The organism is Halostella limicola, from assembly GCF_003675875.1.
Taxonomy (GTDB): Archaea; Halobacteriota; Halobacteria; order Halobacteriales; family Natronoarchaeaceae; genus Halostella; species Halostella limicola.
This window is the reverse complement of sequence record NZ_RCDI01000001.1, coordinates 253,251-267,590: the sequence shown is the minus strand read 5'-3', so window position 1 is coordinate 267,590 and position 14,340 is coordinate 253,251. Positions and strand designations below refer to the sequence as shown.

At 53.8% G+C, this 14,340-nt stretch carries 12 protein-coding genes; 6 read left to right on the top strand and 6 right to left on the bottom strand.

All coding sequences use genetic code 11. The annotated features are described in order from the left end of the window. The first annotated feature begins 118 nt into the window (after nt 1-118). Nucleotides 119-1,534, top strand: coding sequence for a sugar transferase (locus D8670_RS02510; protein ID WP_121816529.1), 1,416 nt, complete (start codon nt 119-121; stop codon nt 1,532-1,534). 175 nt (nt 1,535-1,709) lie between these two features. After that, a complete protein-coding gene (locus tag D8670_RS02505; RefSeq protein WP_162994128.1) occupies nt 1,710-3,425 on the top strand; it encodes an O-antigen ligase family protein in 1,716 nt (571 codons plus the stop codon). Here the strand turns inward: D8670_RS02505 and D8670_RS02500 are convergent. The 3 genes from D8670_RS02500 to D8670_RS20570 form a co-directional block, all read right to left on the bottom strand. Next, nucleotides 3,366-4,172 (bottom strand): glycosyltransferase family 2 protein, encoded by an 807-nt coding sequence (locus D8670_RS02500; RefSeq protein ID WP_121816527.1) that lies wholly within the window; start codon nt 4,170-4,172, stop codon nt 3,366-3,368. The genes D8670_RS02505 and D8670_RS02500 overlap by 60 nt on opposite strands. Before the next feature lie 52 nt (nt 4,173-4,224). After that, a complete protein-coding gene (locus tag D8670_RS20575) occupies nt 4,225-5,235 on the bottom strand; it encodes an alkaline phosphatase family protein (RefSeq protein WP_162994127.1) in 1,011 nt (336 codons plus the stop codon). 88 nt (nt 5,236-5,323) lie between these two features. Then, a complete protein-coding gene (locus D8670_RS20570; protein ID WP_162994126.1) occupies nt 5,324-6,346 on the bottom strand; it encodes a hypothetical protein in 1,023 nt (340 codons plus the stop codon). Nucleotides 6,347-6,506: 160 nt separating this feature from the next. Between D8670_RS20570 and D8670_RS02485 the strand changes: the two genes are divergently transcribed. After that, nucleotides 6,507-8,003, top strand: a complete 1,497-nt coding sequence (locus D8670_RS02485) for a flippase (RefSeq protein ID WP_121816524.1) — start codon at nt 6,507-6,509, stop codon at nt 8,001-8,003. 48 nt (nt 8,004-8,051) lie between these two features. Here the strand turns inward: D8670_RS02485 and D8670_RS02480 are convergent, their stop codons facing one another. Then, on the bottom strand, nt 8,052-9,263 hold the full coding sequence (locus tag D8670_RS02480) for a glycosyltransferase family 4 protein (protein ID WP_121816523.1): 1,212 nt from the start codon (nt 9,261-9,263) through the stop codon (nt 8,052-8,054). Nucleotides 9,264-9,429: 166 nt separating this feature from the next. On the opposite strand from D8670_RS02480, the gene D8670_RS20565 reads away from it, so the two are divergent. The 3 genes from D8670_RS20565 (at nt 9,430) to D8670_RS02465 (ending at nt 12,419) form a co-directional block, all read left to right on the top strand. After that, a complete protein-coding gene (locus D8670_RS20565) occupies nt 9,430-10,311 on the top strand; it encodes an alkaline phosphatase family protein (protein ID WP_162994125.1) in 882 nt (293 codons plus the stop codon). 89 nt (nt 10,312-10,400) lie between these two features. Beyond that, a complete protein-coding gene (locus D8670_RS02470; protein ID WP_121816521.1) occupies nt 10,401-11,417 on the top strand; it encodes an alkaline phosphatase family protein in 1,017 nt (338 codons plus the stop codon). Nucleotides 11,418-11,501: 84 nt separating this feature from the next. Next, nucleotides 11,502-12,419, top strand: coding sequence for a glycosyltransferase family 4 protein (locus tag D8670_RS02465; protein WP_162994124.1), 918 nt, complete (start codon nt 11,502-11,504; stop codon nt 12,417-12,419). Nucleotides 12,420-12,428: 9 nt separating this feature from the next. Here D8670_RS02465 and D8670_RS02460 read toward each other — a convergent pair whose 3' ends face one another. Both D8670_RS02460 and D8670_RS02455 read right to left on the bottom strand, forming a co-directional pair. Continuing rightward, the gene (locus D8670_RS02460) at nt 12,429-13,256 is read right to left on the bottom strand and encodes a glycosyltransferase (RefSeq protein ID WP_121816519.1); all 828 of its coding nucleotides are present in this window, start codon (nt 13,254-13,256) and stop codon (nt 12,429-12,431) included. Between the two features lie 169 nt (nt 13,257-13,425). Further along, nucleotides 13,426-14,292 carry a sulfurtransferase gene (locus D8670_RS02455; RefSeq protein ID WP_121816518.1) on the bottom strand — a complete coding sequence of 289 codons (867 nt, stop codon included), beginning with the start codon at nt 14,290-14,292 and terminating at the stop codon, nt 13,426-13,428. Between the last annotated feature and the right edge of the window lie 48 nt (nt 14,293-14,340).

The following is a 14,340-nucleotide window of genomic DNA, read 5'->3' as shown; positions in this document are numbered from 1 at the left end:
CGCTAGGAGTGCGAGGTGGGAATGCGATTGTGCTTGCCGAGATGGAGCCGGTGAAGTGTTCCTTTTCTTTCATACGATAACGCAGTCCTTATGTCCGCCCGCGATTGTCCAACCTGTAATGACGACGGGATGGCGGTACCGGACGCTCGCGGTCGTCGGAGTCGCGGCGCTGACCGCGCTCGCCGTCCTCGTCGCGAACCATGCCGTCCCGCAGTACCTCTTCACGACGTACGTGCCGGTGTTCAATCGCCTGGACGTAACAGTGCTCGAGGGGCGAGACCTGCGTCGAGCGCTCTCGATGGCCGTCTTCTTCACCATCGCAGCGCTCGTCCCGATGTACAAGCCACGGCCGCGGCGCATCCTCGACGCCGTGTTTCTGACCCAGAAGCGCGTGATGGTGAGCGGCCTCGCGCTCGCGACGCTCGGGTACTTTCAGTGGTCCCACCGCCTGCCGCGCGCGACGCTGGTGATGCTGACCGCGATGCTGGTCTTCGTGTTGCCGGCCTGGTTCGTCGCGATCCGACGGCCCGTGAACGGCACGATGGAACGGACGATCATCGTCGGTGACGACCTCGCGCAGATGCGCAGCGTCCGAGACGCGGTAGAGGGCCAGTTGCTCGGGTTCCTCTGCCCCACAGGGGCGCTACCCGTGGCGGACCCGCACCAAATCATCGCTGACGGCGGCGACGTCACCGGACTGGAGGACCTCGATCACCTCGGCGGCCTGTCCCGCGTCGAGGACGTGCTCGTGGAGTACGACGTGGACACGGTGGTCCTCGCGTTCGGTGAGGCCGACCGCGGCGAGTTCTTCGGCGCGCTGGACGCCTGCTACGAGCACGGCGTCGCCGCGAAGGTCCACCGGGACTACACGGACTCCGTGCTGACGCCCGACAGTAGCGTGGGGCCGCTGGTGGACGTGGAAGTAGAGCCCTGGGACTGGCAGGACTACGCGTTCAAGCGGGTCTTCGACGTCTGTTTCGCCGCGGTGGGGTTGCTTGCGTGGCTGCCTGCGATGTTGGTGATCGCCGTCGCTATCAAACTGGATAGTCGCGGGCCGGTGCTGTACAAGCAGGAGCGGACTGCGGTACTGGGAGAGACGTTCCCGGTGTACAAGTTTCGGACGATGGTGCCAGAAGGGGAGTCGGCAGAACCCGTGGAGGACGAGGAGAACAACCGCGTGACGCGAGTCGGTCGAGTACTGCGGAAGACGCACCTCGACGAGATCCCCCAACTCTGGACCATCCTCACCGGCCGGATGAGCGTCGTCGGCCCGCGAGCGGTGTGGACAGACGAAGAAGCGTTGCTCGAGGAGTCGTCGCGCATGTGGCGAAAACGGTGGTTCGTGAAGCCGGGATTGACGGGGCTTGCGCAGATAAACGGAGCGAAAAGTACGGATCCGGAAGCGAAACTGAAGTGGGACATTCAGTACATCCGCCGGCAGACGTTCTGGTTCGATCTGAAGATCGTGATTCGGCAGGTGTGGCTGATTTTAATCCAAGCCACTGGTGCGGTAGCTTCCGAGCGTTATAGTTGAGGGACTTATGATCCGTCGTATAATGTATTTTGTATAAATATAAGATGGATTCCCTGAGTAACACCTGATACATTGTAGTACAAGATCCTGCGCATAAACACGGGCTAGGCGCCGATGTCGGGGATAGCAGAAGGCAGAATGCTCTTATACAGAGGATGAATGATTCTACTATACTGTGCCTCCCATCGTCTCATATAGCGGATCATTTCGGGATTTTGCAGCCGAAGTTCGAGATGATATCAATGATGTAAACAAGATTCGGAGCCGTTCTGTCGTACGTCTATCAGCGCTGCTCGTCGCTAGTTTAGTCCTCCTTCTACCCTTGCTGGTCCGCGGAGTGGGGCTTCCGTTGTTAGTAGTATTTCCGGTGATAGTTCTTGGGTACGTGTACTATTGCTATCAGAACGGTGAACTGGCGGAAGGGCTTATTTGTGCGTTTTTCGTCTTCTCTATTTTCCGGGCAAATATACCGATTCTCAATCCCCCGGGTTCGGGAAGCCTGAGTCTCTACATCGTCGACCTGCTCGGGGTCGCGGTTTTTATACTCCTTCTCTATGACGGCTGTAACGCCGACGTCCGGATCAGAGATTCGAAACTCGGACTTGCAGCTCTCCTCGGAATGGCCTTCTTCGTTCTCTGGTCTTTCGTCGCTGCGGCAGTAGGGATCGGACCATCGCGGCTTGCAGCTACAGTTTTCGCCATTCAACAGTCGCGCTACCTCTTCCTTTGCATTCTGTCGGCGTTTGTGATCGTACGAACGAACCTTCACGTCGCCCTATATCCGTTTTCCCTCAGTATCATCGGCAACCTCTGGTACGCAGTCGGTGAAGCGGTTCTCGGCCACACTCTCGGACTGACGTACCTCGGGGATGCCGACGGAGCAATACTCTCCGACTTCGCTGTCGGGCCTCTGACGTTCACGGCAGGCCTCTACGCCGGAGGGTTCGTCGGCAACGGTAGAGAACTGATTGCATTAGCCTTACTTCTACTCCCCTGCCTCGTCTATCTGACTGTGTACAGTTCTCGATACCTCGCACTTGGAAGCGTAGTCTGTATCTCGGCGATACAATTCCTCATCAGGATCGGGGAAACGGATGCTGGATGGATGGCATCTATTTTAACTATGATACTTACTGGTGGAGGGTTTCTATTATCATCTATTATGGTGAAAAAGAAAAACGTATTCCAAGGCACGATCTGGTCTCTATACGGTATCGGAGCGAGCGTCGTCCTGTACGCTAAACGGTTTGCCGGAGATCCAAAGCAAGCAGACGAATCGATCGAGGGCACTCCAGAGACCGAGATAGAAAACGGGTCGACGACCGGTAGTTCATCTACTAACTCGTCCGGCAGTGAAGCGGGAAACGAAGTCGTCTCCGAATCGCAGGAACTGCTAATCACCGTCGTGAAACAGGTTCCCGGGATCGAACTCAATACTCTTGGCATCCGCCTGCAGCAGTACATAGCGGCTTTCGATCTCGGATTACTTCACCCTCTATTCGGAATTGGAGGATACAACTTTTCACTAATAGCTACGCGGTACGGGCTTCCGTCGGAGATGGAAATCCACAACATGCTCCTTTCTCATCTCGCTGCTACCGGGATAGTTGGTTTGAGTGCCTATCTAGTGAGTATATTGTCAGTCTTCATGATAGCAGTGCGTCGTACATATCGGACCCACGGTGAGGAACATCATCTCTGGATGTGCCTGATGATCAGCCTTATTGCGATCCACGCCTACGGGTTCTGGGTAGTGATGCAGCGGTTCACAATGGGTAATGCAGGCCTCTGGATTCTCTCCGGGATGATCATCGGCTCCGAATACATTACATCAGTCGAGAGTAGAACGTACTCGGATAGCGACATCACGAACGAGGAACCAGGGAATTAACAGTATCGCAGCGATCGGTTTCACTCCTAGGCGAGCGTCCGCAGCACGGAAAAGCCAGGGGAGACTCCGTAGGTAAGCAGAATCCCGCTGTAATTGTCGGCCTCGTATATAGTATGCGACCTGTCTGCACTTCGGCGCGAGATGACTCGCAGCCGGGATCGATTCCAATTCGTCTGCTAAGTGGAGACGGGCATTGGAGAGGATTACTGTCGAACCAGCGGCAGACAGACCTTCGTCATGTTTACGGATAGTTACAATATTATCGACAAAGCAGATTCCTGCAGCTGTGGCCGCCTCGATAAGGAACAAGTGGTCCTCAAATCGCTTCAAATCCGTTGAGAATGATGGCTGGACCTTCTTCGTATCAATAAGTATTGAGGAGGTCAGTGACCGAATAGAACCAAACAGCAACTCGCGCACGAACTCGTCTCTTTCCATTTCCGTGTCTCCCTCCACGCACAGACCGACGTCTTCTTGCTCCAATTTCTTTAGTTGTCGTTTTAGTTTGCCTGGGTTCCAGAGGTCGTCCGAGTCTAGAAAAGCGATAAACCGCGTCTCAGCCCTTCGAATTCCTTCGTTTCTCGCCCATCCGGGCCCCCGCTTGTCCTCGTCTTCAACGACGATTATTTCCGTCGCAACCGACTGGGCCTCGGCCGATCGAATAGCGTCTTCGAGCATTGATTCCGGAGTATAGTCTGCACAATATGGAATAATGACGCTTACAGTCGCCTCTTCAGCTAGAGTCATGGAAAATCACATCCGTTATTAGTAGAATATCTCAGATGAAGACTGAGCATATCTAAATATAACCGAGAGTCTCGAGACGGTCCTGTACCGTCGGTTCAACGTCGGATGCTTCCGAGTCCGTTCGATCATAATCTAGTTCAGGCGCTTCTTTCACGGAGTCGATCACTGCCCAAGGAACCTCCCGCGTATAAGGATGCGGACGCTCCGGATGACCGTAAATTCCGTACTCGCCGAGAGCTTCACCGTGGTCGCCCATGATAGCGACAGAGTCGAAGTTGGTGTTTTCGATCAGGTGACACACGTTTTCGAGAGCCCTCTTGAGGTTAGAATCGTACAATTCAAGCAGGCGGTCCCTATCGATATCACCGTTTCGGGCACGACTCCATATTCCGTGCCCGATTGCCCCACCTCGCAATCGTTCATCGATGTTATCGAGGTCGGTCAAAGCTCGCTCATCGCCGATATAAGGAACATGCGGCTGGAAATAGTGGGCGACAATCTGATTCTCTGACTCTGCCTCCTCAATAGCCGTTCTCGTGACTGGCTCCGGAGGACAAACCCCCAGTTCTTCGTCCCACTCAGATCGCCATACTTCAACGATATCTTCGATGTGATCGGCCGGTCGGTAATCCTGATATCGCTGTTTCAAGCGTTCGTTCTTCGCGCTGATCCCTTGCAGTTCCATCTCGTCACTGATTTCGAACTTGCTCGCGTTGATCGGGGCCGCACCGGTAACGTAGGTTATATTATGTTGATCTGGCCAAACTTTCCGCACGTATTCGAACGTATTGTATCCTGCGGAGGCAATTGGTTCGACCGATCCCTCGAAGAATGTATCGAACATCTTGTCAAACCGGTCGAATCGACACGCATCAAGGACGATTAGTAACCACTCCGACTTCTGTTCTAAATCACGTACCTTCTTAATCTGCTTAGATAAGTTCCGTAATCTATACTGCATGGTTGCGTATCCGAGGGTGTAGCTGACGAGCCTTGGACGGAAATACGACGCGACAGTCCTGGGATCGCTCGCTGTTTCGATTTTAGAGAGTATTTCGCCCATTATCAGATCCTGACCTCCGGTACAGTATTATCTTGTTTGTCTCGATCTTGACTGTATTCTAAAATGGTATGGAGAATCACAGTACCCACTATAAGTACCCCATCGCTTTTAGGAACTCTTCACGTTCCGACTCCGTCGGCATACGTTCGAGTGAATCGTAGCAGGGGTCATATGTTCCTTCGTCAGTTGCCGTCGTTGAGGCCCACGGGACTGTTTTGACTGGAGAAAAGGGATACCCGAACGGATGTCCCCAGACACCTAACTCACCGAGTGCCTCACCATGGTCTGCACTGATGATAGTTTGTTCCGCATCGATATTTTGGAGCAGGATCTCGACGTAGTCCAGCGCAAGTTGCAGGTTTCCTCGATAGTGTTTCCTGACGGTCTCAGTTTTCACCTTGCCCTGCCTGGCGGGATCGTACGAGACCTCTGCAGGACGGAGATCTCGGACTGGTTCTGGACCGTTCATCAGCTCCATCATCGTCAATTCGCCGGATGACCAATCTAACGCGTCGGCGATGAACGTCAGATGAGGTAACGTATAATGCACGATGAGACGATCGAAATCGTGTTCGCGTGCGACAGCGATCGTTCGGTCCGTGAGGACGTGGGGGATGGCATCGTTCTTAGGATGTAACGGGTCGTTTTGGTTTGCAACTGCCGAGACCGTCTCGTAGTGTGCAAAGGTTTCCGCAGAAACGGGATCCCACTTAGGGATCCCACAGTGGACCATATCATATCCGTGGTCAGTATGCTCATGGAACTGTTCCTCGAAGATTCGATGCGACCAGATGTTCCCCGATACGAACGCCGTTTCACCGATCTTGTCTGCCTGATGCTGGGTGAACGTATTTAGCATCCATTCCGCAGACATACTACCGACGGATCGGATCTCTCCTACGTTTCCGAGCCAGGGGCGTTTTCTGGCACTGCGTCGTAATTCGTCTACCCTACACGTATCTAGAATGATGAGAAGGTCCCAGTCGAGATCAAAGACATTCGTTCCTATCGGTCGTCTTGAAGTGAGGGTGTTCCAAATGGGTAGATAGACCTGGTTCTGAACAGATATCGGCAACGACCGGAGACCTTTTACCCCGAGGTTCGTCGTCATTTATACGAAACCCCTGGGTCCTTCAGGGTAAAAACCCGACGGTGAACGGGCCCCTATAGCAATTTTCCACAGTGTACATCCGCGTCGACCGACCGCGGAAAATCTGCTATCGGAAACGATAAACACCATACTCGGAAATCAAACCACGTCCTGATAGCAGATGGTAGACGACCGTGACGAAGACAGTAGTCTTGCGTCGCTTGCTTCCGTCGTTCATGGAGCAGGCCTATTTCTTCTCGGAAAGGGGTTCAGTAACGCTGTCCGTCTGATCACGAATATTCTCTTGACAAGATTCCTCGGAGTGAGCCTTTACGGAATATACGCCTATCTGAACGTCGTTTTCTCTTTATTTACTGTTTTTACTCGGTTAGGTGGGGATAAGTCGATATTGAGATTTGTTCCAGAATACGAAGATCAGCCGAAAAAGCGACAAGCAATTGTGACAATCGCTTACGGAACATCGATAATTTCAAGTTCGGTTATTGCCGTATTAGTCTACGTTTCTGCGCCGATTATCTCGGCGTACACGTTAGAAGACCCCGTTTTCGTCGGCGTTCTTCGGATCACGGCTATCGTTATTCCTTTTAATACGATAGCGATGATCACGTTTGCGATCTTCAAGGGTATAGAACGGATGGACTACAACGTAGGGGTGTCTTCGGTCGCCAGACCTCTCTTTCGGCTTCTCTTCCTCGGTGGTGCAGTGGTGCTGGGCGCTTCCATATACGGGGTCGTAGCCGCCCTCGTGGTGAGTAGTTTCGTGACTATGACAGTCGCGTTAGCGGTCCTTAAATCAAAAACGACGCTCGGAAAGCCCGCTCATCCAACTAAAGCGGAGATAAAACGGTACTATGACTTCTCACTTCCGTTAACTTTCAATCAGATCGGGAATTTCCTCTATAACAGGGTAGACATACTGATGGTCGGATTCTTTCTCTCTAGTTCGGCAGTTGGAATTTATAACGTAGCCGTTGCGGTTTCTAGTATCCTCTCGCTTCCGTTGGCGGGATTTAATCAACTTTTTCCTTCGATCGCATCTCGGCTCTATCATAACGGTCAGCATAGTGAGTTAGAATCGGTGTATGCGAGCGTCACACGGATGACATTTACGATCGCGCTGTTGCCTGCTATCGCTGCAGTTGTTTATGCTCCTTCTATTCTTACAGTCTTCGGCGAGAAATTCGTTCAGGGCGATCTTGTACTCGTACTTTTCGTTCTAGCTCAGTTGACAAACTGTGCCGTTGGGCCGAGCGGATATGTCCTGATGATGTCGGATCACCAATACCTAACTCTCTTTAACCAGATCTCATCGGGCGTCTTCAACGTGTTTTTGAACTACGTTCTGATCACGAATTTCGGTTTCATTGGCGCTGCCGTGGCAACGGCAACTGTTCTGGTGATCATAAACTTAATTCGAGTATTCGAAGTGTGGTATCTCGAAAACTACCTACCGTACGACCGGAAATACCTGAAGCCGATACTTGCAGGAGTCGTCGCTGGTGCCGTCATGCACGGTATCTCATATCATCTAAATCAGTATCTACTCATTGGTGTCGGTGGAGCCGCCGGAACTGCGTCATTTATTGCGACATTGGTCTACCTCGGTATTGAGTCAGAAGACGTTGAGTTACTTAAGCAGATACTCGGCGGAACCTAGTCGGGACCCGAGTGAAGTACTGTTCCAGAATTAGGATGGGTGAGAGGATTATCCCCTCAACAGTGATTGGTATAGTCCCTCGATCTCCCCGATAACGTTCTTGGCTCGGTACCGCTCTGCCCGATCGTGGGCTCCACGAGAGTATTCTTTAAGACCTGAATCGACCAATTCTTCGACAGTTCTTGCGAGATCTTCCGGAGACCCCTCAGCGGTCGTACCGCCGGAACCGATCACACTTTTGATCGTTCCGTACTCTGTCGAGACTATTGGTGTACCCGTTGCTAACGCTTCCAAGTAGACCCTCGCTAGTGGTTCGTCCCATCGGCCGGGATACAAGAAGATGTCATGATTGGCGTACACGGTAGGGAGTTCCCCATTGGGAACGAACCCCCTGATCGTCACCACGTCGTCTAGCTCCTCCGATTCTACTTCACGCTTGAGTTCAGCGCGCATAGAACCATCGCCGACGACGGTCAATTCATAGCTGGCTTGCTCGTTCTCGCGTAGTGCCTTGAGAGTCGGAACGAGTCTATCAACTCCTTTATGGTTTTCTAATGCGCCTACATATAACAACTGATACGGCGACTGAAAATCGCTCTCATGTGGGATCGAAAACTGCTCGTCAAGCATGTGAGGGATGACGTGGAGCTTCCGCTCAGGGAAACCGAACGTAATGTAGTTCTCTTTCACGTGTCCGGATGGGGCCCGAAAGGCATCGATCTTGTCGATATTTCGTTCACCTTTTCGCACCAAGTAATCGTTTGCGAAAAGGCTAGCCGCCCGGCGTAATCGACCCTCGTTTCGCCCGAGACTCGTCGTAAGGATACAGTGAGAACACTTGGCCGGTGACTTATTGGTACAGTTCTCAATGCCCCTGTAGAGGAGGTCGTTTTTTGGACATACTCCACCGTATGCGTTGAGGGTAACGACCGTGGCCACGTCGTGCTGTTTGCCTATCGCCTCCATAGCAGGAATCGCAGTCATCAGATAACTGTGGACGATATCGAACGAGTCGAATTCGTGTATCTGCTTCTTTATCGCTCGGTTCAACCTGAGATTACCTTGGGGAAGCCAGCTCGACTCCAGCGTCCGGAGCTCTATATCCTCGATATCGTCGTTCTGTATAGGCGGATGGACTGGACAGTAGACGGTCAATTCGTGGCCCCGGTCGCGGAGTTCGGTGACGGTCTTAGTTGCGCTATGCGTCGCCCCCGTCCCTTCTGATCCGGGCCAGCTTGGATGGATAAACGCGATCTTCACAAGTAGCAGAGGAAAATCCTTGAAAGGGCGTATATTCGTCGGTATCGCTGCGTCGGTGCCGACTGACTCGCTGCTACAGCCAAGGAGACAGCGCTAACTTCTTCAGGCTAGAATGGGGAGATCGTTTCCACTGGTCACAAACAGTCTCATGTATTCCCTGAACTAGATGAAGCGAGCAGCGCAGGAACCGAAGCGACTTGTTCGGGAGATCAGTAGACTCTACTACCGGCGTGGCCGAAAGTGGGAGTTCAACGAGTCCGGGATCGACATTTTCGAGAAAGACTGGGATACCCTTGCCCTGCTTGACGCTTGTAGATATGATACGTTCAGCGATGTCAACGAACTACCTGGAGAACTCCGATCCGTCGAGTCACGCGCCGCCAGCACCTACGAGTTTCTAGTCGCGAACGTATCTGAACGACGACTCTGGGATACAGTGTATGTAACGGCCAATCCTATGCTCCATCGCCATCGCGAGCAACTCCTCCCGGATTTCCACGCAGTGGAAAACGTCTGGGCCAACGAAGGGTGGGATGAGGAGTATCGGACAGTCCGACCCAAAACCGTTACAGAAGCTGCGATACGCGCACACAGGCGTCATCCGAACAAGCGATTGCTCGTCCACTACATTCAGCCACACTATCCATATATCGGCCCGATCGGCCGAGAACACTTCCCGCTACAGAATCTGAGCCTGAAAAACGAACTTGCCGAGACAGACGTGAGCAAAGAGACCCTGAAACGGGCCTATCGAGAGAACCTTGAGTTGGCGTTGCCCGCCGTGCGAGATCTACAGAAGTCCGTTGACGGACGGACTGTGATTTCTTCTGATCACGGAGAACTGCTGGGCGAGCGGACCGGGCCTGTCCCCCTCACAGAGTACGGCCATCCATCTGGAATCTATATCTCTGCGCTCACTCAAGTCCCCTGGCATGTCTGTCCGACATCCGAGCGAAGAGAAATCGTTGAAACGAAGCCCGAACAGGATGCGGAAAAAATAGAGTCCGAAACGGTAAACGATCGATTGACTGCATTGGGGTATAAATGAACCCGAAGTGGTGTACCGTCTTTAGACACAATGCAGAGGTAAACCGGATAGCATAAACTCTCTCATCGGAATAGATACACCAGACCACTATGAGCAAGACCCTCCTCGTCGTCGGATGGGACGCGGCGACGGCATCCCATCTCAATCTCTTCGATCTTCCATTTTATGACGATCTAGATGAAAGTGGCATCCTGAAACCGGAATCGTTCTGGCAGGATCGTGAAGTTGATAGCGGATCCGCGTGGACGACGATCACCACAGGACTGTCAATGTGGGAACACCGTGTAGCGACGCTTTCTGGGATGATCGAATCTCCTTGGCAGCTTCGCGCACTCGCATCAGTAGATGGCCTCGTCCCACGGGACTTCTTCAATACCCCTGCCCGGATCTGGTTTCGGCGTCTCAGTCTAGGGAAACAACCCACCAACGCCGATATCCCTTTCAAGCGCGTCTGGCACTACGTTCCAAACGCATTGAGCGCCTTTGTCCCGCTTACTCATCCGCCAAAGCCGACGGATGGCGTAACGATAAGTGGGTTTCCGAGCCCGGACGTCGCCGTCGAACCGAAGGACCTAGAGCAGGAAATCACAGAACGCTACGAAGGCGAACCTCAGCGAAAGTTCGAGGACGGAGGGCTTCGGGACGACTACGTCGACGACCTCTTTTCGTGTCACGAACAGCGGTTGGAAACAGTCAGTTGGCTAACCGAGGACCGGGATTTCGATCTCATTTTTACCGTATTCACGCTCCTCGATCGTCTGCTTCACGTTACGGATGAGGGCGACGAGCGGATAAAGCAGGCTTACGAACGCATCGATAGATCCACGGAAACGCTCGTCGATCACGTCGATCCTGACGACGTGCTTATCGTGAGCGACCACGGGATGAAATACAGTCCTCGATGGAAGTGGAAACACATTCACGACGAGAAAAGCGGTATTTGGGCGGGAACCACTGATTTCGGCATCTCTACACATCTCGATGTTACTCCGTCAATCGTCTCCTATATGGGTCATGAGATGGGAGAGTCCAGATACGAGACCCCCTCTTCAACAGGTGACACCGAAGCGATGGAACGACGGCTTGAGGATCTAGGCTACCTGTAAACCGTGCCAACAGTTGCTCTCTGCTATCAACACCAAAGATATGCAGAATCCCTCGCTACAACGATAGAGGATCTGTCCTTTAGGGTGACGGCAGAAGTAGTCGACGGCGCTGGGATTGATCTATTGTCGACATTGAAAAAGGACAAATATGATCTCATCCAGACTGATGAAGCATTACGTAAGGGGGCCGTAGCCAGCCTAGCGAGCGAGTTTTTGAACGTTCCACACGTTCTGGACATCCAGGGTTGGGCCGACTATCTGAACACGCACGGCCAGTATGGTCCTCTCGTATCGCGAGGCATCAAATCAATCGCCGGTTTCGTGTTCTCTCGAGCTGATGGAGTTATCTTCGTAAGTCGGGAATCACGAAGGCAGTTACAGCCCCACTTTCCCCTCACCAACTGGCGCTACGCAAAGCCGGTTTTCGATGTGAGTCGTTTCTCGTCAGAATACAGTACAGATAACTCAGACACTTTAGAACTACTCACGGTAACGAATCTGCGCTACGAGGAAAAGCTGAACGGAGTGAAGACAGTGTTGCGGTCGTTAGAGCACGTATTCCCGGACTACGATATCAAATATCGCATAGCAGGCGGCGGTCAGAGCCTTACTGCTCTGAAAGAATTTGTCGATTCGTACGAATACGCCGATCGGATAGAAGTACTCGGCTTTAGAGACGACGTGACAGATCTGCTTTCGAACGGAGATATCTTCGTATACGTCAGTTATTTAGATTCCCTGGCGATGACAGTGCTGGAAGCCGAAGCCGCTGGCCTACCTGTGATCGCCAGCGATACGGGGGGGATCCCAGAGGCAGTCGGCGACGCTGGTATCGTCGTTCCACCGACGCCAACGGAGATCGCCGAAAGCGTCCAAACGTTGCTCGAAAACCCGGGGCTTCGAGTGGAATTAAGCAAACGGGCCCGTGACCGGATGTCGGACTACCGTCAACGGCAGGCAGTACATCACGTAGAACTCTGGGAGACAATGTTGGAAGAGTAGTTACCCCGGTTATCGTGCGAGGGTTCGATAAATAAGGCTACGAACCGAGTTCGGGACAAGCCGTAGACTGACCCGCGTCGTCGCGTTGAATAGGAACACCGGTAGCGACGTGAATCCCTGTTGATAGAACTCGAGTTGAGTGCGGGCTTCTTCGCGTGCGTATTCTAGCCCTCCTCTACGTCCGTACAAGTACTCACCGGCTCGGACCTTCACCAGAACTTCCGGGAGGTTCGCGAACTTGGCACCGCCAAGCAGCATCCGGATCCAGAGATCGTAATCCTCCATGCGGTCGACTGGCCGGTAGTTCCCCGAACTTAGTACGGCAGATTTGCGAAACATCACTGTCCCGTGATTCATTGGACTACGGAACCGAGCCATAGATTCGATCGATTCGTGTTCCGTCGGAACCTCTCTCCGACCGACTATATTCTCTGGATCGCCATCGAACTCGGCGATCTGACCACCGACGATATCGACTTCGGGATGCGTTGCAAGGAATTCAGACTGGCGCTCGAATCGGGTCGGCACGGAAATATCGTCTGCGTCCATCCGAGCGACAATACCGTGGGAAGCTTCTTTGACACCGACCCGGAGCGCATTTCCGAGCCCTTTGTTAGTTGGGAGTTGAATCGAGTCGATGATCGACGGGAAGTCCCTCTCGAAGGTGTCGATTGTTTCTTCGAGGGACGTAGGAACCGGACCGTCTTTGATAACCAGAACCTCGTCAGGCCTATTCGTCTGTTGTAGAATACTTTCGAGAGCCGACTCCAGTTCGGCAGCGTCGTCGTTCATATACGTCGGGAGGAGCACCGAGAACGCGTAGTCCTGTCCGTCCATCTAGTTAGTGGATAGCGGAGCAGTGAAAAATGAACTTCGTTCTGAGGGAGGAAACGGGCATCTACTGCCCGCGGCTGACGTCACCGGTATATACTGCAATATCGGTACGATACAGGAGCCCATTCGGACGAGAGCCCCCGTATTCAGGCAGAAAAAACAGTGATACCGACTACTCCCCGCTACCGGTCTCGATCGGCGCGTCGACGAGATTGCCCCACTCGGTCCACGAGCCGTCGTAGTTCACCGTATCTTCGTACCCGAGCAGCTCGTGCAGCGCGAACCACGCGACCGACGAGCGCTCGCCGATGCGGCAGTATGCGACGGTCGTGCCCTCGCCGTCGATGCCTTCCTCGCCGTAGAGCTCTGTGAGTTCTTCGCGGGTCTTGAACGTGCCGTCGTCGTTAGTAACAGCGGCCCACGAGATGTTCTTCGCGCCGGGGATGTGGCCGCCGCGCTGGGCGGTCTCCTGGAGGCCCGGCGGGGCGAGGACCTCGCCGCTGAACTCCTCGGGAGAGCGGACGTCGACGAGCGGGACGCCGCGGTCGATCGCCTTCTCGACGTCGTCGCGGTAGGCGCGGATGGACTCGCGCGGGCCGGACGCCTCGTAGTCGACCGCGGAGAACTCCGGGACCTCGTCCGTGAGCGGGTAGTCGTTCTCGACCCAGTAGTCGCGGCCGCCGTCGAGCAGGCGGACGTCGTCGTGACCGTAGTACTGGAACTGCCAGTAGGCGTAGGCGGCGAACCAGTTGGAGTTATCGCCGTACAGGACGACGGTGGAGTCGTCGCTGATGCCGTGGCTGCCGAGGAGGTCCTCGAAGTCGTCCTTGTCGAGGATGTCGCGCTGGGTCTGGTCCTGCAGTTGGGTCTCCCAGTTGAAGCCGATCGCGCCGGGGGCGTGGCCCTCGTCGTACGCCTCGGTGTCGACGTCGACTTCGACCAGCCGGTACTCGGGGTCGTCGCTCTGGAACTCGTCGAGGTGCTCTTCGACCCAGTCGGCCGATACGAGCACGTCGTTCGCGTAGTCGCTTTCGCTCATACGCGCTAGACTACTCGCGCATCTCTTATAGAGACTGCACCTTCGGCA